Genomic DNA, 18,617 nt, shown 5'->3' with positions numbered 1-18,617 from the left:
ATGCCTGTCTACACCCAGTCAATTCCGATTGCGGCCAGCGTGGCCCAGGTGGATCGCTGCCTCACCGACCTGGAGTTGATGAAGCGCTGGCTCAACCCGCTGTTGGGCTGTGAGGCGGTGGGATCCCCTCTGGCGGAATTGGGCAGCCGCTACCGCTTTTTCCTTCGCTTGCCGTTTGTATCCCCCAGCTTGGATTGCGTGATTACAGAGCGGGCAGAAGGCTTGGTGCAGTGGCAGTTTAAGGGATTTTTTGAAGGAACCGACCGCTGGGAATGCCATCCCCAGCCGGGGGGTACCCTTCTAGTCAATTGCTTCAACTTCCGCATCCCCAGTCCCTGGGTGGCGGCAGGGTTTTACCTGTTGGCAGCAGGGCCGACCCAGCAGGATATGCGGGCCCAGCTCCGACGGCTGAAGGCGGTGGCCGAGGCTTTGGGTTAGGCTGGTGGCAAGTAGTAAAGAAACGTAAAAAACTGCAATGACCAGCAACAGCGGACTGTTTAACCGTCGCTTTGCCGACAACTTCATCCCCCAACCAGCCAACACTTCTCTGGAAATCGGCCAGATTGCCCCCGATTTTGAGCTGCCGCGCGTGCAAGGGGATCCCGTGCGGCTATCGGACTACCGCGGCCAAAAGCCGGTGGTTCTGGCTTTTACTCGTATCTTCACCGAAAAGCTTTTTTGCCCTTTTTGCTACCCCCACATCCAAGAGCTGAAAGCCCGCTACGGCGAGATCCAAGCTCTGGGGGCGGAGCTGCTGATGGTCACCAGCACTGATCCGGTTCAAAGCCAGCAGATTCAAGCAGACCTGCAACTGCCCTACCCACTGCTGGTGGATCCCGAGTGCAAAACCTTCCGCCTCTATGGGGTTGGCCAAGCTTTGGGAGCACCTCTGCCGGCCCAGTTCGTTGTGGATCGGGAGGGCAAACTGCGCTTCAAGCATGTTTTCTCCTTTGCCCAGCCCAATGCCGATACCGATGAGGTGCTGCGGGTGTTGCGGGAGGGGCTGCAAACCGGCTGGGATGGAACCCGTAGGGTGGCCCCTATCCCCTTTTTCTAGGGATCGGGCTTCTCTGCCATTGGACTTCCAGGGAGAGAGACTGCGATGTTTGCCCGTCTGGCCCAGAGTGGGGCGCGTCAGGCCGAGATCCTGGAGGTGGTTTTGCGCCACGGTTGGGACTACATGCGCCGCTTGCTCTCTTTTGGCAAGGCTGGGGAACCCCAACTGCCCCCCCCAATGGTGCTGCGCAACATTTTGGTGGATCTGGGGCCGGTCTATGTCAAGCTGGGCCAGCTGCTGAGCACCCGTCCGGACCTGTTGCCGCGAGAGTACATCGAGGCCCTCAGCACTCTGCAGGCCGACGTACCTCCTGTTCCCTGGAATGCGGTGGAGATCCTGCTGCGGCAGCAGTTGCGGCAGCCGTTGGAGCAGGTGTTCAGCAGCCTGGACACAGAGTCGGTTGCGGCGGGATCCATTGCCCAAGTCCATCGGGCTTGTCTGGTCAGCGGCGAGTGGGTGGCCCTCAAGATCCAGCGGCCCGGGCTGGAGGCGGTGGTGGAGCGGGATACGCGGCTAATCCGGGGCATTGCCGAGCTGGTGGCGCAAACGGAGTTCGGCAGGTTGGCAGATGTGGTGGCCTTGGCGGATGAGTTCTGCCGGGCCATTCAAGCAGAGCTGGACTTTACCCAAGAGGCCCGCCACACCGAGCAGCTCCGCCAACAGTTGCAAAGGGGGCGTTGGTTTGATCCGGCCCAACTGGTGGTGCCGCGCATCCATTGGCCTCTCACTACGCCAAAGGTGTTGACGCTGGAGTGGATCGAGGGCCGGCCCTTGTTGGAGGCGGATCGCAGCGACGCGGACCCGGAAAACATCGCCCGCCTCTTGACCCGCGCTTTTTTCCAGCAGATCTGCATTGATGGCTATTTCCACGCCGATCCCCACCCCGGCAACCTCTTTTACTTGGGATCCGGTCGCGTAGCCCTGCTGGATTGCGGCATGATTGGGCGGCTGGATCCGCGCACGCAGCAGATTCTGCTGGAGCTGATGCTGGCCATTGTCAGCCTCGATGCCCAGCGCTGTGCCGAATTGACCCTGGAGTTGGCCCTGCCGGAAAGATCCGCGGCCCGCTCGCGGGATCAGACTGTCAGCTTGGCCCAGCTCCAAAGCGACTACGAGCGTCTGCTGCGGCAGTACTACGCCCTGAGCATTGCGGAGCTCAACTTCAGCCAGCTCTTTTCCGAGATCCTGCAGGCGGCCCGGCGCAACCAGATCCGCATTCCCGGCAATTTGGGCCTCTGTGCCAAGGCGCTGGCCAATTTGGAAGGGATCGCCCGCCAGCTCACCCCCGACTACAACCTGCCGGAGCAGCTTCGCCCCCTGATGGCGGATGTGTTTCGGGCGCAATTGCTGGGGGAGGCCCCTCTGCCTTCGCTGCTGCGCACGGCTTTGGATTTGAAAAATCTCTCTCTGCAATCGCCGCGCCAGATGGAGCTGCTGCTCAGCCGCATCACCTCGGAAACCCAGCGCTGGAACTTGACCATCCAAGAGCTGGACGGGATCCGCAGCAGCCTGGATCAGTCGGCCAACCGCCTTTCCTACAGCATTGTGGTCGGCTCTCTGATCGTCGGAGCTGCCATCATCTCGGCTCAGACGCAGCGGTTTCAGGTCTTTTGGCTGAGTGAACTCCTGTTCGGGGCGGCCAGCCTGTTGGGGCTGTGGCTCGTCATCAGCATCCTGCGCTCCGGTCGCCTGCGCGGCTAGATTGGCTGAGGTTGGCTCATCAGTGGACTCAGGGCCCTACTGCCCTTGTCTGGATCTCGATGTTTCCAAAAGAACACCAAAACGGTATCAACGCCTCCGCGAGCGATCCGCCAAAAGCCGCAAAGGCCGATTCTTTCGTTCGATCCCTCGACGCCTTGCGCCACAAGGCTTTCCGGCCCCAAAACCCCCTCGCCAAAACTCTTTTTGCCGACTTTTTTCCGGATCCCTCGCAAATGGGCCTTGCATTCCTTGCCCTGCTTGGGTTTAATAGGGGTGGGTTCCCCCTTCGGGGGGATCCCTAGAAATTGGAAACCAGAGAATACTTCATTTCTAGGGCGAATAGTCCCGGTTCCCCCTTCGGGGGGATCCCTAGAAATTGGAAACCATCACGGGTGGACTGTCGATAGCCTACATGGTGTACTGAGTTCCCCCTTCGGGGGGATCCCTAGAAATTGGAAACCGGGCGGCGATTATGACGGTGATCGAATCAGTATTCATGTTCCCCCTTCGGGGGGATCCCTAGAAATTGGAAACTTCTTCCTCCCGCTGTGCCAGGTTTGCCGGGTTGATGTTCCCCCTTCGGGGGGATCCCTAGAAATTGGAAACTTCAATCCAGCTTACCTCCCCGAGTACCCCAGCAAGAGTTCCCCCTTCGGGGGGATCCCTAGAAATTGGAAACTTGTGGTCTTACTGCCCCCAAATGTCCACCAGCCTTCTTGGGTTCCCCCTTCGGGGGGATCCCTAGAAATTGGAAACTTCAGAGTGGAACTCGGTACTAGGTACTATACTTCTAGTTCCCCCTTCGGGGGGATCCCTAGAAATTGGAAACATTTACATTTCTATTATGTAAATGATGGTGGACAGTTCCCCCTTCGGGGGGATCCCTAGAAATTGGAAACAACAAATCCTAAGGGCAGAGCGGTGCCAATATATCAGGGGTTGTTCCCCCTTCGGGGGGATCCCTAGAAATTGGAAACGCCTCCCCGCCAAGCGCGGCGGGTTGACCCATCTGGGTTCCCCCTTCGGGGGGATCCCTAGAAATTGGAAACGAGTTGGGGGAGGTTATTTACGGATACCCAAGATATAGTTCCCCCTTCGGGGGGATCCCTAGAAATTGGAAACGCGGATGGCTGACGCTACATCCCCTGCGCTACGCGCTTCAGCGTTCCCCCTTCGGGGGGATCCCTAGAAATTGGAAACGGAACACTCTGAGGACTATCGAAGAATTGCGGGTGGTGTTCCCCCTTCGGGGGGATCCCTAGAAATTGGAAACCGGAATATAGAAGCTTACTTCAGTAAAATGCTCATCCAGTTCCCCCTTCGGGGGGATCCCTAGAAATTGGAAACCCGCACGGCGTTTTGCGCGGTGTGTTAGTGCAGTCATGTTCCCCCTTCGGGGGGATCCCTAGAAATTGGAAACATTTGACTACACATCTTTCTAAAGCTCTTAGAATGACTCTAAAGTTCCCCCTTCGGGGGGATCCCTAGAAATTGGAAACAAGGCACTCTCAGAAGGCGAGGTTGTCTATGTCAAGTTCCCCCTTCGGGGGGATCCCTAGAAATTGGAAACGACGGGATCCCCATCGAAGTCGCCCCCCATTGTCTCCCGTTCCCCCTTCGGGGGGATCCCTAGAAATTGGAAACACTGGCCGTTCCTTCCTCTTTGATAAGGAAGGTCTTGTTCCCCCTTCGGGGGGATCCCTAGAAATTGGAAACAAGCATCTTGCGCTCCAAGAATAGAGAGAATAGATTCGTGTTCCCCCTTCGGGGGGATCCCTAGAAATTGGAAACTTTCTCGTAACAAACAGTCTGCGAGAGGCTGCAGAAATCGTTCCCCCTTCGGGGGGATCCCTAGAAATTGGAAACCATTGGCGGGTGGTTAATCCTAGAGGATCACTGGAGTTCCCCCTTCGGGGGGATCCCTAGAAATTGGAAACGTAAGCAGAAAGCTGGAGGGTACAAATGGATTCTTGGAGTTCCCCCTTCGGGGGGATCCCTAGAAATTGGAAACACCAAAAACCCTGAATGGAGGGTTCTAGAATGAATTCTGTTCCCCCTTCGGGGGGATCCCTAGAAATTGGAAACAAAAATAAAAAGGCTGCCCTAGTGGCAGCCTTCACTTATTTATGTTCCCCCTTCGGGGGGATCCCTAGAAATTGGAAACCCCAATCTCGAGGGAAACAATCCTCGGAAGTCCTAGAGTTCCCCCTTCGGGGGGATCCCTAGAAATTGGAAACTCTATGACTATTCAACAGTTCGAATTTGAAGGTGAAGTCGTTCCCCCTTCGGGGGGATCCCTAGAAATTGGAAACAATCCTTCGTCCTCGATGGGACGGGGAAGACCAAGAAAAGTTCCCCCTTCGGGGGGATCCCTAGAAATTGGAAACTTAGCCTCCCGCAGACTGTTGGAGGCCAAGCGAGATCGAGTTCCCCCTTCGGGGGGATCCCTAGAAATTGGAAACCCGACCTCCGGGATGGAGGCGTGGAGGCTCCTACGTGGAGCACCCAAGTTCCCCCTTCGGGGGGATCCCTAGAAATTGGAAACGTCGATGTCATAGATATATTCGACTGTTTCACTGGGGTTCCCCCTTCGGGGGGATCCCTAGAAATTGGAAACTACCCTTTCAGGTTTCGGCAGCAGTTCAGGAACTTGCTTAGGTTCCCCCTTCGGGGGGATCCCTAGAAATTGGAAACGTTTAAACCTCACCCTACGTGACGACTACACCATCAACGTTCCCCCTTCGGGGGGATCCCTAGAAATTGGAAACGCTACAGCCGCCTCAATCTGCTTGCGCAGATTTTCAGGTTCCCCCTTCGGGGGGATCCCTAGAAATTGGAAACTTGAATTGCCTGTTTGATGACGCTCGGGTTCTTCTCGAACGTTCCCCCTTCGGGGGGATCCCTAGAAATTGGAAACCTTCATTTGGACCCCCGACGAACTGCTTGCGGAAGCGCGGCAGGTAGTTCCCCCTTCGGGGGGATCCCTAGAAATTGGAAACCTTTTCGCTTTTGCTCGAATGACTTCCTCAATCTGGCCTATCGTTCCCCCTTCGGGGGGATCCCTAGAAATTGGAAACGATGTTGTCTAATCTCGACTGGTCCGCTATACCAGGGTTCCCCCTTCGGGGGGATCCCTAGAAATTGGAAACTCGAAGATTTCGTGCTCTGTGAGTGAACACTGAGATAAGTAGTTCCCCCTTCGGGGGGATCCCTAGAAATTGGAAACTCAGCCGGACCCAACGACAGCGTTGGGAACACCAGTAGTACTGGGTTCCCCCTTCGGGGGGATCCCTAGAAATTGGAAACAACACACCCAGGAAAATCCTGGGTGTTCTTTATCCCGTTCCCCCTTCGGGGGGATCCCTAGAAATTGGAAACAGTTTCTAGAACAAGCTCAAGGTATACCAGAGTTAGATAAGAGTTCCCCCTTCGGGGGGATCCCTAGAAATTGGAAACGGCCCAGCCCAAGCTGGGCGGTTGCCTGCGAGCTAGTCGAGTTCCCCCTTCGGGGGGATCCCTAGAAATTGGAAACTGATATTCAGGATCTCCATGATTACCTCCCTTTGTTTAGGGGTTCCCCCTTCGGGGGGATCCCTAGAAATTGGAAACTGACGTTAGTCCAAACTGGCTCACGCAGCGGTTTACCGTGTTCCCCCTTCGGGGGGATCCCTAGAAATTGGAAACCGTAGCTCACTATCCGTATTGCATAATGCAAGTGCTTTAGCCAATGGTTCCCCCTTCGGGGGGATCCCTAGAAATTGGAAACGCTATCATGTACAAACAGACACTTAAAGTAGAACAGGTTCCCCCTTCGGGGGGATCCCTAGAAATTGGAAACTCCTTTTCGTAACCCAGCTCAAGCGACACTATCCGAGGAAGGTTCCCCCTTCGGGGGGATCCCTAGAAATTGGAAACGTTCACTACCAATACGTGTGTACCCTTCTTCTACAAGGACCGTTCCCCCTTCGGGGGGATCCCTAGAAATTGGAAACCTGAGAAGATCATAGCCGGTCAAGCAAAGACCTTAAAGTGTTCCCCCTTCGGGGGGATCCCTAGAAATTGGAAACCGTAGTAGTAGGGGACGCTCTCCTCAATCCGTTCGTAACCATTGAAGTTCCCCCTTCGGGGGGATCCCTAGAAATTGGAAACCGGATACTTTCTGCTAGATGGATAAAGTGTCTAATTAGTAAGTTCCCCCTTCGGGGGGATCCCTAGAAATTGGAAACACAATTCATCATCATCTGCAACGAGACTGGGATTCTCTAAGTTCCCCCTTCGGGGGGATCCCTAGAAATTGGAAACGCAGGAACGTTATTTTGAGTCTCCAAATAAACTAAGAACACGGGTTCCCCCTTCGGGGGGATCCCTAGAAATTGGAAACGTGAAGGGGCTTTCCGCCTCGATCTCGATGTTCTGGGGCGAACACGCACGAAACCAAGTTCCCCCTTCGGGGGGATCCCTAGAAATTGGAAACCATCAGTATTCTCGGAACAAATTCAGAAAAACTGAGCGTTCCCCCTTCGGGGGGATCCCTAGAAATTGGAAACCTCATTTCTAATTCGGTCGGCTTCGCGCTGACTTAGCAAGTTCCCCCTTCGGGGGGATCCCTAGAAATTGGAAACTAGGCTTTCCTATCTTTTACTGCCCAGATGGTAAGGTTGTTCCCCCTTCGGGGGGATCCCTAGAAATTGGAAACACCAACTTGGGTGGTTCATAATGCTTCTTGGCGGGAGTTCCCCCTTCGGGGGGATCCCTAGAAATTGGAAACCGACCTTCTCCTCTGCCGGCTGGCAGTTTTGCTCGCCGAAGTTCCCCCTTCGGGGGGATCCCTAGAAATTGGAAACCTACTCACACTCAACCCCTCCACAGCAGACTTACCCCGTTCCCCCTTCGGGGGGATCCCTAGAAATTGGAAACTGCAGACGGTTGTAGTGGTCGCAAGTTAACATCAACTGTTCCCCCTTCGGGGGGATCCCTAGAAATTGGAAACTTCTTTGCACGGTGTGTCGTGGCCATCCCATCCTCCTATCGTTCCCCCTTCGGGGGGATCCCTAGAAATTGGAAACTTTTAGCCATAGTTTCATTACGAGTATGTTACTTAGGTTGTTCCCCCTTCGGGGGGATCCCTAGAAATTGGAAACAAGAGGAGAATTAAAAACATTCTCTCTACGGGCGTTTATGTTCCCCCTTCGGGGGGATCCCTAGAAATTGGAAACACAGCTTAGATAATCTATCACTGTACTTAGTACAAGGGTTCCCCCTTCGGGGGGATCCCTAGAAATTGGAAACCGAGAGTATTACACTCTCGAAGCTTCGCTCAGGATTGCCGTTCCCCCTTCGGGGGGATCCCTAGAAATTGGAAACTAACAGTAGACTCTCTAGAGGAGTGAACGTTTTCTCTGTTCCCCCTTCGGGGGGATCCCTAGAAATTGGAAACGGCCTAGGTTATTCAGTTGTTGATTCATATTCAATTTTGTTCCCCCTTCGGGGGGATCCCTAGAAATTGGAAACCCGAAGCCTGCTATCAGGCTGTAGTCGGGGCTATTGAGGAGTTCCCCCTTCGGGGGGATCCCTGGAAATTGGAAACAGGTTTGCTATGTTCGACTTCCTAAATGACTGCTTGTGTTCCCCCTTCGGGGGGATCCCTAGAAATTGGAAACTAGACCAGTCGAGGGGAAAGGTATAGGAGCCCATTTGCCCGTTCCCCCTTCGGGGGGATCCCTAGAAATTGGAAACGACTCGGGGAGAACCCCCCATTTGCGATAACTCGCAAGTTCCCCCTTCGGGGGGATCCCTAGAAATTGGAAACATTTACAATTGAATGCCGAAACGCTTCCGCAGCGGGTTGTTCCCCCTTCGGGGGGATCCCTAGAAATTGGAAACTGCCCTTGATCATTCCGGACCAACTCGCCAGGTGCAAGCGTTCCCCCTTCGGGGGGATCCCTAGAAATTGGAAACAGGAGCCGCCATGCTTCCATTGCGGAAGACGGCTTAGTTCCCCCTTCGGGGGGATCCCTAGAAATTGGAAACTTGGTATACATAACCACCTCTCCCTTATCCGGGAATAAACAAGTTCCCCCTTCGGGGGGATCCCTAGAAATTGGAAACCCATTTATTACCGTTGACTGTTAGACGGTAATATTCTGGTTCCCCCTTCGGGGGGATCCCTAGAAAATGGAAACTTCCTCGGGGATGCTGATACCAGTCAGGCCTTCGTCATTGCAGTTCCCCCTTCGGGGGGATCCCTAGAAATTGGAAACACCAGCAAATCCTCAACATCTACAAATTCAGTCACATCCTGTTCCCCCTTCGGGGGGATCCCTAGAAATTGGAAACTTGTTGGATCCCTTGCCGCGTTGGGTTGTATTTGTTGAGTCAGTTTCCCTGTGGTGAGGGATTCCTGAGGATGGGGAAAGGACTCAACAGCTTGCGCTGGCTGGCGCGTCAGTACGCGCTTCGAGTTCTGGATGCTGCCGGTATAACCCTCAATGGCTCGCAACCTTGGGATATTCAAGTTCACGACGAGCGGCTATATCTGCGCTGCCTGCTCTATGGATCCCTGGGCTTTGGCGAGGCCTACATGGAGGGCTGGTGGGATTGCGAGGCCATTGATGAGTTAGTTTGTCGTCTCCTAACTGCCCAGGCACCGCAGCAGGTGGGTTGGCTAACTCAGCCCTTGCTTGGGTTGGACAGTTGCCTTATCAACCGCCAGCGGGGCAAGGGGGCATTCGTCATTGGCCAGCGCCACTACGACATTGGCAACGATCTCTATGAGGACATGCTGGATCGCCGCATGATCTACAGCTGTGCCTATTGGGATGGGGGCGCGCAAACTCTGGATGAAGCCCAAGAAGCTAAGCTTGACCTCATTGCCCGCAAGCTGGAACTCCAACCCGGCATGCGGGTGCTCGACATCGGCTGTGGCTGGGGCGGCACAGCCCAGTACCTGGCCGAACGCTACGGGGTGCAGGTTGTGGGGATTACTGTTTCCAAAGAGCAAGCCAAACTGGCCAGCGAACGCTGCCGCGGCCTGCCGGTCGAGATTCGGTTAGAAGACTATCGCCAGACCCAGGGAAAGTTTGATCGCATCCTTTCTGTCGGCATGTTTGAACATGTTGGCTACCGAAACTACCGAACGTTTATGCAGGTAGCCCGCCGCTTGTTGAACGACAATGGCTTGTTTCTTCTGCACACCATCGGCAGCAACGTGGCCTACCAGGGGCGGGATCCCTGGATTGAGCGCTACATTTTCCCCAACTCGATGCTGCCCTCGCCTCATCTGATTACTGCAGCCTTTGAGGGCTTATTTGTGCTGGAAGACTGGCACAATTTTGGGATCAATTACGTGGCCACCTTAAAAGCCTGGCACGCCAATTTCGAGCAGGCATGGCCAAAATTAGCCGACCGCTACGATGAGCGCTTTCGCCGCATGTGGCGGCTCTATCTCCTGATGAGTGCCGGTAGCTTCAAGGCCCGGGCCAGCCAACTTTGGCAACTGGTCCTCTCACCACGGGGAGTAAGTGGCGGCTATCGCTCGCTTCGGTAACGACAGTCCCAAAAGTTTGCAGGTGCCCCTGCGCCCTCGCTGAGTGGGGGTGTTATGATGAGTTTGATTATCATTCTCACTCTAGACAAGCTGAGGGATGCCCGCAGCTCTGCAGCAAATTGTCAATCGCTTCCAGAAAGCCAAGACCTCGCGGCAGAAGTATGAGCTTCTCCTAGCCTATGCCAAGCGCCTGCCACCCTTTCCCGAAGCGGAGAGGAAGGAGGAGAACCTAGTCAGAGGTTGCGCTTCGCGGGTGTGGCTGGCCACCGAGTTTAGGGAGGGCAAGGTCTACATCCAAGGGGATGCCGATGCTCAGTTGGTCAAGGGTTTGGTGGCCATTGTGGTGGAGGGGCTAAGTGGCCTAGCGCCGGAAGAGATTTTGGGGGTTTCCCCAGAGTTTGTGCGGGAGATGGGCCTCAATTTCAGCCTTAGCCCTTCCAGGAGCAACGGTCTGGTGAGCATGTTTTCTTTGCTCCAGCAGAGGGCTTTGGCTTTTCGAAGGTCGGGTTCTGCAAGTTCTGCTGTCTCTGTTGTTTTGTGAGGTATTTCTGCACATGACCGATAGGCTTAACTCTCTTCGCTCTGTTCGATCCATGCGATTGCTGGTATCTCTGGTGGCCGCTCTTTCGGTCGGGATCCTGGGAAGCCTGCAGATGCGCCAAGAAGAGTCCCGGGCCCAGCAGGGATCCAGCCCCCCAAAGGTGGTGACCACGATTTTGCCGATAACGCAATTTACCCGTGCTGTGGCCGGGGATCGGGCAGAAGTCACGCCACTCCTTCCCCCTCAGATGGGGCCCCACGACTTTCAGGCTCGACCTGAGGAGGTTCGTTTGCTGGCTCAGGCGGATGTGCTGGTGATCAACGGGTTGGGTATGGAAACGTTTTTGGAAGGGTTGATCGCCAGCGCTGGGAACCCCCAATTGCAAATCGTTGACAGCAGCGAAGGGATCCCAACTTTGCGGGCTGAGGAGCCAGAGCATGGGCACTCCCACGGTCACGGCCATGGACACTCTCATGGACACAGTCACGGCCATTCTCACGGGCACGGTCATGGACACTCTCATGGGCACAGCCACGGCGAGTTTAACCCCCACATTTGGCTGGATCCCAGGCGGGCCATTCAGCAGGTGGAAAATATTCGTGATGGCCTCATCTCTGTAGATCCGGCGGGGGCAGAGATCTACCAGGCCAATGCGGCTGCTTTTATCGAGAAGCTCAAGGCTTTGGATGAGGAGATTGCCGCTCGGCTAGCTCCCTTTGCCGGAAGAAGCTTTGTGGTCTTCCACGACTTTGCCCCCTATTTTGCCGAGCGCTACAACCTCAAAGCCGAGTTCTTGGTGGAGATCCCTGAAGCCAGCCCCTCCCCCGAAGATGTGCGGCGGGTGATGGAGACGGTGCGGGAGTCGGGCCTGAAGACCATCTTGGTGGAACCTCAGGTGGGAGACAACAACCCCTTTGAGGTTTTGGCCAGAGACCTAGGGATCCAAGTTCGCGTTTTCGATCCCATCGAAACCGCTGGCCCTGAGGGGATCGAGCCGGAATATTACCTGACCATCCTGCGGCAAAACGTGGAGAACCTGGTCTCCGCCTTTGAGAAGGAGACGGCCTTCCTGCCCCTGCAATTGCCGCTGCTGGGCCAAGCTGCTCTCGAACACCTGCTGGCGAGGGGGCGGTGATCTCCTGCTCCGGCGAGGTTGTCCTGCGCGTCGAGGGGCTGACGGTCTATCGGGGATCCCGCTTGGCAGTACAGAATGTGTCATTTGAGCTGAGGGCGGGATCCCATACGGCCATTGTCGGCCCCAATGGCGCTGGCAAAAGTACCTTGGTGCAGGCCATCTTGGGGATCCTGCCGCGGCAGTGCGGCTCGGTTTGGATTCTGGGAGAGCCGGTGCGCCTGTCCGGCTATTTGCCCCCGTCAGTGCGGCAGCAGGTGGCTTACGTGCCCCAGCGTTTTCAGTTCAATCCTGGGTTTCCCATGGTGGTGGAGGAGTTTGTGGCTTTGGGTTGGGGGGCGTTGCAACCCCGCTGGCCCTGGCAGCAGCGCTCTGCTCGGCAGCAGGCGGTGAAAGAGGCGTTGGAACGGGTCGGCGCATCCCACCTGTCCTCTAAGGCTTTGGGCCAGCTCAGCGGCGGGGAGCTGAAACGGGTGCTGTTGGCCTATTGCTTGGCTTGGCCGCGGCGGCTGCTTATCCTCGACGAGGCACCGGCAGGCTTAGATACGCTCAGCGAGGGGGAGTTTTACCGGCTCTTGGAAGAGCTGCGCCAATCTCTGGGCTGGGCCATTTTGCAGATCTCCCATGATCTGGAAATGGTGTCTTGCTATTGCGACCGCGTGCTGTGCCTCAACCAATCCCTCATCTGCCAGGGATCCCCCCAGGTGGCTTTGGCACCAGAAGTGCTGAGCCGGGTTTATGGGCCTGTTCGCGACAGCGGTGCGGAGCACCATTTTGTCCGCTACCACCGTCACTGAGGGGAAGGCGATGTTGGAGGGCTGGGTGCGGGTAGTGGAGCTGTTGCAGTTGCCCTTTATGCAGCGGGCCATGCTGGGTGGGATCCTCACCGGCATGACAGGTGGGCTGCTGGGCAGTTTTGTTATTCTGCGGCAACTGTCGTTTTTTAGCGATGCCCTGGGGCATTCGGCTCTGCTGGGGATTGTTTTGGGAGTGCTGCTGGGGCTGAATCCCACCGTGGTGTTGATGGTGTTTGGGGTGGGATTTGCTTTGGGCGTCACCTTTGTCTTGGAGCGCACTCAACTGTCGGCGGATGCGGTGCTGAACATCATCTACTCTTCCTCTTTGGCGCTGGCCGTTATCGCCCTCAGCTTGCTGCCCGGCTATCGGGGCAACCTCAACCAGTTGTTGTTTGGGGAGATTTTGGGGATCAGCCCGGCAGCCCTGTGGACGAGCGGGATCCTCTTGCTGATCAGCTCGGCCTATGTGGGATTGACTTTGCCCTCCCAAATGTTGCTGACCCTGGATGAGCCGCTGGCGCGGGCGCGGGGGGTTCAGGTGGGCTGGCAGAAGCTGGCCTTTGTGGTGTTGCTGGCTGTGGTGGTGGCCCTGGCGATTCGCTCGGTGGGGGTGTTGCTGGTGAGCGCTTTTGTGGTCATCCCAGCCTCGACGGCAAGGCTTTTGGGATCCCGCTTTACAACCTATGTGCTGCTGGCCATAGGTATTGGGGGACTGAGCGCGGTGCTGGGGATGATCGCCTCGGCAACCTTCAACCTGCCCTCCGGCCCCAGCATTGTTGCCACCCAGTTGCTCTTTTTTCTCCTAGCTATGGCGCTCAAGGGGGTGTCGCAACTCCTGCAGCTCTAGCTAGCGGCAATCCAAGAGCTCTCTCGGGCAGCGGCTTTTCCTGCAGAAGCTGGCCAAACAGGCGGCGATAGCTCTCTGGAAAGACCTGCCCGCTGAGGGTGGGCTGCTCGTAGACGCGCTTGAGGGTGTTGAGATCCCGCTTGGTAATGTTGGGCACCCGCAACACCCGCCGATTGCCGGTAGCCGCCGCATGGTGTCCGCCATACATCAGATCCCGCAGGTTCGGGCTATGGCCCCAGAGCCCCAGCCCATGCCCGATCTCGTGCCGGGCCACCGCCGTCACCTCGGCCAACCCCTGTCCTTCTGCAATGACGATGCGCACCCGCTGTTGTAAAGAGCCATCCGAGGCGAAGAAAAACTCCGGGCGGGCCGCCCCTGCCACCCCGCCGCCAATAGGAGGAACGCGGTAAATGCTCATCCCGTAGAAAGCCTCCTCCTCTTTGGCCACCACCTTGAGCGGGATGTAGGCCGACCACTCCTTCACCGCTTGCTCCACGGAGGCCTTCCACTGGGGGTGATCCCCTTGGATGTAGATAGGGACGGGATAGAAGGCCCACTGGGCATAGGCTCCACCTGGCAAAAGCGGCTCGATTTCCTCAAAGTAGTCTCCCACCGCCTTGTCGTAGGCGTAGCGATCCAGGCCGGGGGGAAGTTTGAGCCGCATCGGCTGCGGCAGTTCTCCGGCTTGAGTTTGAGCCTGGGCTTGCAGGGCTTCAATGCCAAAAAAGTGGGGAACCAGCAGGGATCCCCTGCCCCCCACTGCCAGGACGAGGAGCATCGTCCAGCCGAGGATGCAAAGCTGTAGAATGCGCCGCCGCATCAAAGCCGCCCTTTCGCCCTTGTCTTTCTACAAGGTTAGTGGCTCAGAAAGCAAGTGTCGTTCGTTTGACATCCTCCCCGGCCTGAAGGCTGGAGATTCCTACCACGCTGCGCATGGATGGCTCCTTGCGCAGTCGTCTCGGCGGGTTCCTGCTTCCGACCGCCCGTGCAGTTCGATCCACAGGCCATCCGGGCTGACACGGGTGGTTCACCCACCCGCATCCCGACCGCAGCGTCGGCCGTGTCCTGCCCTTCGTCTCGCAACAGCTATATCCCGCGAGCAAGGATGTTGGTGGCACCGACCAGAAAGGCCTCCGGCCCGCTGCCGCGATCGGCGTTATTCTCATAACTGCGTTTTTAAAGGGCGTCGGCTACGGTCGGCGCTATCCTTCCCTGCCCTGAAGGACGGGGCTTGCCGCGCCTTTTGGTCAACCACTGATAGGCTACTTGCCTGAATAAAGCTGGGATCGGCAGCGCAGCCTCAATGCTAGCCTAGTAAGGCTGTGTTTTTGTGCGAAGCCATGCCTGTTCCTAAGAAGAAAACTTCTAAAGCCCGCAGTCGCAGGCGCTACGCCGTCTGGCTGGGCAAAGCTAAGCTCCAGGCCCAGCGAGCCATGACCATTGGGCGCGCCATTCTCAGCGGTCGCAACACCGGTTTCTACTATCCCAAAGCTAAGTCTGAAGAGGATGAGGAAGAATAGAGGCTTGCTGCAGGGATCCCGGTGTCTGCGCGAGTGATTACACTGGACTAGAGCTGTGCTCCCCTGAAAGCGGTTTTGCTGCCCCTGTAGTCTTGCTCCTCCATAGGTTGCATGCGCTCCTTGACTTCCCTCACCTACTACCAACGGCTGGGTCTGTCTCCAGGGGCATCTCCTGAGGCCATCCGGCGGGCCTACCGGCAATTGAGCAAGCGCTACCATCCCGATACTTCTCCCCTGGCTCCGGAAGTGGCCATTCGCTGCTTCCAAGAGTTGCAGGAGGCCTACCTTGTCCTCAGCAACCCGGCGAAACGGGCCATCTACGATGCCAGCTTACGGGCGGTGACCGCCAACACGGGATCTCTGGGCATGCCGGGATCCCTTGGTGCCGATTCTCTAGAGCTGCGTATGGAAACCCGCCCACTTTCGGCTGGCGAGCTGTGTGCCCTGCTGCTGATGGGATCCACCCTAGTCGTGTGTTTGGTGTTGGCAGGTGTCCTCGCTTGGCTGCGAGAGAGTGGGGCAAGCTGATTCTGCGAGCATTTCCTGCCCTCTTCGGTAGGACATTGGGATCGAGTTTTCGGATTCTGGATCAGGAGTGCTTGAATGAACATAGCCCGTTGACTCTAGGGTTTGATTGCTTTTCTTGAATCTCGCCATGCCTTTGCCTCCTGCAACCACGCCCCTGTACAATCACCCGCTCCACACCATCGAACGCTGGCTGGAGGATCAGGGCTGCACCCGCGATCCGCAGGATGTGGAGCAGTGGTTTTGCGAACGGCCTGGCTGGAAAGCCATTTTGCGCCTGGAAGAAACCAGCATTTGGGTGCGATACACCTACCCAGACGGCAACACGAAAACTTTATCTTTTCCCTATTCCCTCAGCCGGCAAGACGTAGAACAGGCCATTTTTGAGAGTTAGCCGAGCCATGCGCGTTCTCCAGTTGCCTGCCCTGCGCGATAACTACATCTACCTGCTCCACAATCCCGACACTGCAACAGCAGCCGTGGTGGATCCGGCAGTGGCTGAGCCCGTGTTGGAAAAGCTGGCCGAGCTGGGGGCGGAGTTGGTGGCCATTTTCAACACCCACCACCACCACGACCACGTGGGGGGCAACCGACAGCTTTTGGAGCGCTATCCCCGTGCCAGAGTCTATGGCAGCCAGGTGGATCGGGGGCGGATCCCTGGCCAGACGGTGGAGCTCAAGGCAGGGGAAACGGTGGAGTTTGCGGGTCGGCTAGCAAAGGTGCTGTTTGTGCCCGGCCATACCCGGGGTCACATTGCCTACTACTTTTCCGAGAGCGGGGATCTCTTCTGTGGGGACACCCTGTTTGCCGGGGGATGCGGGCGGCTGTTTGAAGGCACCCCGGAACAAATGCTGGGATCCCTGGATCAACTGCGCCAGTTGCCTGAACCGACGCGGGTGTGGTGTGCCCACGAATACACCTTGAACAATCTCAGGTTTGCCCTGACGGTGGATGGGGGAAATCCCGACCTGCAGGCCCGTTACCAAAAGGTGGCCGCCCTGCGCCAATCGGGATCCCCAACAGTACCCAGCACTATGGGCGAGGAGCGACGCACCAACCCCTTCTTGCGCTGGGATCAGCCGGCTCTGCAAGCTGCCACCGGGCTCCAGGATCCGGTGCGGGTCTTCGCTCGCCTGCGCGGTATGAAGGATCAGTTCTGAAAATCGGGTTCTGACAAAAGCTCCTGGAGGTGGCCCAAAACCTGAGGGGATGGTGCTCCTCACCACCAGCACGAACGAAACCCCCGAAGAGCTGCACCGTAATCTGGTGCAGGGGCTTTTCATCAGCCCACCTCGGCCTGCCTCCTGGACACTAGAGCCAGCAGGATAGCCGCCCCCAGCCCTTGAGTGACTACCGAAAAGAGCACTAAGCCAGTCAGGGAGAAATCGTAAAGCACCCCCATCAGGGCGCTGCCCACAAACCAAGCCAATCCATAGACACTGGTAAACAGGCCAAAGGCAAAGCCCCTCGTCTCGGGAGCTACCATACCGGCCACCGCCGCCTTCATGATGGATTCTTGGGCCCCCAAGCCAATGCCCCAGAGCACCATGCCCAGCACCGTCAGAGCATAGGTACCGGAAAAGGCCAGCGGCGCAAATCCAGCCGATACCGCCACCGCTCCCAGCAAGCTCCACAGCCCCACGCGGTCGAACAGCCAGCCACAGCCCAGGGCTGCTAGGGCATCCACCCCCATGGCCAGGGCATAGAGCAAAGGGATCCCTGCCCCATCGCTCCCTGACTGTTGTTGCAGATGCAGGGCAATGAGGGGAAAATCCGCAAACCCCATAGCCACACAGGCTGCTGCCAAAAGATACAGCCAGAAAACTTTGGGCAAGCCTTTTGCTGGAGTCATCTCCGGCTCCGGCTCAAAGTCGCGCGGACTGGGATACAGCCATTGCGCTAGCCCCAAAGCCGCCAGCCCCACCGCTGCCGGGATCCCCAAGGCCAAAAACCCACCCCGGAAGCCATAGCCGACTTTCAGAACTGCCGCCACCAACAGCGGCCCCCCCACCGCCCCAATCTGATCTAGGGTCTCGTGCAGGCCAAACCCCAAGCCCCGACCCACCTGCAAGGCTGCATGGGAGAGCAACACGTCCCGCGGCGGGGTGCGGATCCCTTTGCCCGTCCGCTCGGCCAAGAGCAGCACGGCGGCCCAAGGCCAACTGCCCGCCCAGGCCAAAGCCGGGATCACCGCCGTGTTGATGACATAGCCCAAGGTGGTGAGCCGCCAGTGACCCCGACTGCGGTGCGCGGGATCCCTGCCCAGCTGGTCGCTCCAATACCCCACTCCCAAGCGCAAGCCATAGGCCAGCAGCTCTCCCCCGCCTGCCACCAAGCCCACCACTGTGCCGCTGGCCCCTAGGGATCCCAAAAAAGCTCCAGAAATGCTGCGTGCCCCTTCGTAGGTGGCATCGGCGCAGAGGCTGACGATCCCCAGCAAAACAATAAAGCGCAGGGCAGAAGGGGAATCGGGCATAACCAGCTCCTTGGCAATGGGGAATCTATTTTCAGATCTGGACTATTGTTGTTGATGAGGAACATGATGGAATACTTGTACCCTATGGCAAGTAACTAGACCGTCATGCATCAGAGTTTTTACTTCCGGTAGAAAGGCTTTGATTTTTTCCGGCGTGTCGATGAAAGTTACCAAAATGGGCAGATCTGTGGAAAGCTCTAGAAGGTTACTGCTGCGAATATGACTGTTTCGACCAAAGCCAGCAATAGCTCGCACCACAGTACCACCAGCTAGCCCACGCTGACGACCTAGCTCCAGCAGAGCCAGGTAGAGAGGCTTCCCTTGCCAACGGTCTGACTCGCCGATGTAAATATCCAATTTATAAACTTCTGGTTCATCATCTAGGTTGTGTTGATCTTTCATTTGAGCCAAAAGAGAGCACTGACGAGATAGAGAAAACTCAAGAAGTTCCTGGCCAATTTGTCAAAACGAGAAA

General features: G+C 56.9%; 15 protein-coding genes and 1 CRISPR repeat array. Of the genes, 12 read left to right on the top strand and 3 right to left on the bottom strand.

Going from position 1 to position 18,617, the window contains the following annotated elements; genetic code table 11:
* From ACVWY9_RS11910 to ACVWY9_RS11875, 8 genes are all read left to right on the top strand, one after another.
* Complete coding sequence (locus ACVWY9_RS11910) at positions 1–438, top strand: SRPBCC family protein (RefSeq protein ID WP_414343614.1); 438 nt, start codon at positions 1–3, stop codon at positions 436–438.
* A gap of 37 nt (positions 439–475) precedes the next feature.
* The gene (locus ACVWY9_RS11905; protein ID WP_011431812.1) at positions 476–1,057 is read left to right on the top strand and encodes a peroxiredoxin family protein; all 582 of its coding nucleotides are present in this window, start codon (positions 476–478) and stop codon (positions 1,055–1,057) included.
* 45 nt (positions 1,058–1,102) lie between these two features.
* Positions 1,103–2,758 carry an ABC1 kinase family protein gene (locus ACVWY9_RS11900; RefSeq protein ID WP_011431813.1) on the top strand — a complete coding sequence of 552 codons (1,656 nt, stop codon included), beginning with the start codon at positions 1,103–1,105 and terminating at the stop codon, positions 2,756–2,758.
* A gap of 277 nt (positions 2,759–3,035) precedes the next feature.
* Positions 3,036–9,094: a CRISPR direct-repeat array (repeat unit 36 nt; unit sequence GTTCCCCCTTCGGGGGGATCCCTAGAAATTGGAAAC).
* A 70-nt stretch (positions 9,095–9,164) separates the two neighbouring features.
* The gene (gene cfa / locus ACVWY9_RS11895) at positions 9,165–10,304 is read left to right on the top strand and encodes a cyclopropane fatty acyl phospholipid synthase (protein ID WP_011431814.1); all 1,140 of its coding nucleotides are present in this window, start codon (positions 9,165–9,167) and stop codon (positions 10,302–10,304) included.
* A 97-nt stretch (positions 10,305–10,401) separates the two neighbouring features.
* On the top strand, positions 10,402–10,845 hold the full coding sequence (locus ACVWY9_RS11890; protein ID WP_011431815.1) for a SufE family protein: 444 nt from the start codon (positions 10,402–10,404) through the stop codon (positions 10,843–10,845).
* Between the two features lie 13 nt (positions 10,846–10,858).
* Complete coding sequence (locus ACVWY9_RS11885; protein ID WP_457388529.1) at positions 10,859–11,980, top strand: metal ABC transporter solute-binding protein, Zn/Mn family; 1,122 nt, start codon at positions 10,859–10,861, stop codon at positions 11,978–11,980.
* Positions 11,977–12,774, top strand: coding sequence for a metal ABC transporter ATP-binding protein (locus ACVWY9_RS11880; protein ID WP_457388527.1), 798 nt, complete (start codon positions 11,977–11,979; stop codon positions 12,772–12,774). The genes ACVWY9_RS11885 and ACVWY9_RS11880 overlap by 4 nt, the downstream gene beginning before the upstream one ends.
* Before the next feature lie 10 nt (positions 12,775–12,784).
* Positions 12,785–13,621 carry a metal ABC transporter permease gene (locus tag ACVWY9_RS11875; protein ID WP_457388569.1) on the top strand — a complete coding sequence of 279 codons (837 nt, stop codon included), beginning with the start codon at positions 12,785–12,787 and terminating at the stop codon, positions 13,619–13,621.
* Here the strand turns inward: ACVWY9_RS11875 and ACVWY9_RS11870 are convergent.
* The gene (locus ACVWY9_RS11870) at positions 13,590–14,441 is read right to left on the bottom strand and encodes a hypothetical protein (RefSeq protein WP_457385604.1); all 852 of its coding nucleotides are present in this window, start codon (positions 14,439–14,441) and stop codon (positions 13,590–13,592) included. The two genes, ACVWY9_RS11875 and ACVWY9_RS11870, sit on opposite strands and share 32 nt — an antisense overlap.
* 520 nt (positions 14,442–14,961) lie before the next feature.
* Between ACVWY9_RS11870 and ACVWY9_RS11865 the strand changes: the two genes are divergently transcribed.
* The 4 genes from ACVWY9_RS11865 to gloB all read left to right on the top strand — a co-directional run bounded on the left by ACVWY9_RS11865 (position 14,962) and on the right by gloB (position 16,826).
* The gene (locus ACVWY9_RS11865) at positions 14,962–15,141 is read left to right on the top strand and encodes a 50S ribosomal protein L32 (protein WP_011431820.1); all 180 of its coding nucleotides are present in this window, start codon (positions 14,962–14,964) and stop codon (positions 15,139–15,141) included.
* Between the two features lie 111 nt (positions 15,142–15,252).
* Positions 15,253–15,669 carry a J domain-containing protein gene (locus tag ACVWY9_RS11860; protein WP_414342162.1) on the top strand — a complete coding sequence of 139 codons (417 nt, stop codon included), beginning with the start codon at positions 15,253–15,255 and terminating at the stop codon, positions 15,667–15,669.
* A gap of 127 nt (positions 15,670–15,796) precedes the next feature.
* On the top strand, positions 15,797–16,060 hold the full coding sequence (locus ACVWY9_RS11855; protein WP_011431822.1) for a DUF3143 domain-containing protein: 264 nt from the start codon (positions 15,797–15,799) through the stop codon (positions 16,058–16,060).
* Positions 16,061–16,067: 7 nt separating this feature from the next.
* A complete protein-coding gene (gene gloB / locus ACVWY9_RS11850) occupies positions 16,068–16,826 on the top strand; it encodes a hydroxyacylglutathione hydrolase (protein WP_414416695.1) in 759 nt (252 codons plus the stop codon).
* A 122-nt stretch (positions 16,827–16,948) separates the two neighbouring features.
* On the opposite strand, the gene ACVWY9_RS11845 is transcribed toward gloB, so the two are convergent.
* Together ACVWY9_RS11845 and ACVWY9_RS11840 are read right to left on the bottom strand one after the other, a co-directional pair.
* On the bottom strand, positions 16,949–18,142 hold the full coding sequence (locus tag ACVWY9_RS11845; protein WP_457388524.1) for an MFS transporter: 1,194 nt from the start codon (positions 18,140–18,142) through the stop codon (positions 16,949–16,951).
* A 42-nt stretch (positions 18,143–18,184) separates the two neighbouring features.
* Positions 18,185–18,544: a DUF190 domain-containing protein gene (locus ACVWY9_RS11840; protein ID WP_457388522.1), complete on the bottom strand. Its 360-nt coding sequence runs from the start codon at positions 18,542–18,544 to the stop codon at positions 18,185–18,187.
* Positions 18,545–18,617: the final 73 nt, after the last annotated feature.

This window comes from Thermostichus sp. OS-CIW-31, from assembly GCF_054060305.1.
The sequence above is the reverse complement of the archived record's forward strand: the minus strand, read 5'-3'. Positions and strand labels throughout refer to the sequence as shown.

Bases quoted from the DNA above. Each gene is read 5' to 3' on its own strand.
- ACVWY9_RS11910 (WP_414343614.1), top strand. From the start codon at position 1: ATGCCTGTCTACACCCAGTCAATTCCGATTGCGGCCAGCGTGGCCCAG.
- ACVWY9_RS11905 (WP_011431812.1), top strand. From the start codon at position 476: ATGACCAGCAACAGCGGACTGTTTAACCGTCGCTTTGCCGACAACTTC.
- ACVWY9_RS11900 (WP_011431813.1), top strand. From the start codon at position 1,103: ATGTTTGCCCGTCTGGCCCAGAGTGGGGCGCGTCAGGCCGAGATCCTG.
- cfa (WP_011431814.1), top strand. From the start codon at position 9,165: ATGGGGAAAGGACTCAACAGCTTGCGCTGGCTGGCGCGTCAGTACGCG.
- ACVWY9_RS11890 (WP_011431815.1), top strand. From the start codon at position 10,402: ATGCCCGCAGCTCTGCAGCAAATTGTCAATCGCTTCCAGAAAGCCAAG.
- ACVWY9_RS11885 (WP_457388529.1), top strand. From the start codon at position 10,859: ATGACCGATAGGCTTAACTCTCTTCGCTCTGTTCGATCCATGCGATTG.
- ACVWY9_RS11875 (WP_457388569.1), top strand. From the start codon at position 12,785: ATGTTGGAGGGCTGGGTGCGGGTAGTGGAGCTGTTGCAGTTGCCCTTT.
- ACVWY9_RS11870 (WP_457385604.1), bottom strand. From the start codon at position 14,441: ATGCGGCGGCGCATTCTACAGCTTTGCATCCTCGGCTGGACGATGCTC.
- ACVWY9_RS11865 (WP_011431820.1), top strand. From the start codon at position 14,962: ATGCCTGTTCCTAAGAAGAAAACTTCTAAAGCCCGCAGTCGCAGGCGC.
- ACVWY9_RS11860 (WP_414342162.1), top strand. From the start codon at position 15,253: ATGCGCTCCTTGACTTCCCTCACCTACTACCAACGGCTGGGTCTGTCT.
- ACVWY9_RS11855 (WP_011431822.1), top strand. From the start codon at position 15,797: ATGCCTTTGCCTCCTGCAACCACGCCCCTGTACAATCACCCGCTCCAC.
- gloB (WP_414416695.1), top strand. From the start codon at position 16,068: ATGCGCGTTCTCCAGTTGCCTGCCCTGCGCGATAACTACATCTACCTG.
- ACVWY9_RS11845 (WP_457388524.1), bottom strand. From the start codon at position 18,142: ATGCCCGATTCCCCTTCTGCCCTGCGCTTTATTGTTTTGCTGGGGATC.
- ACVWY9_RS11840 (WP_457388522.1), bottom strand. From the start codon at position 18,544: ATGAAAGATCAACACAACCTAGATGATGAACCAGAAGTTTATAAATTG.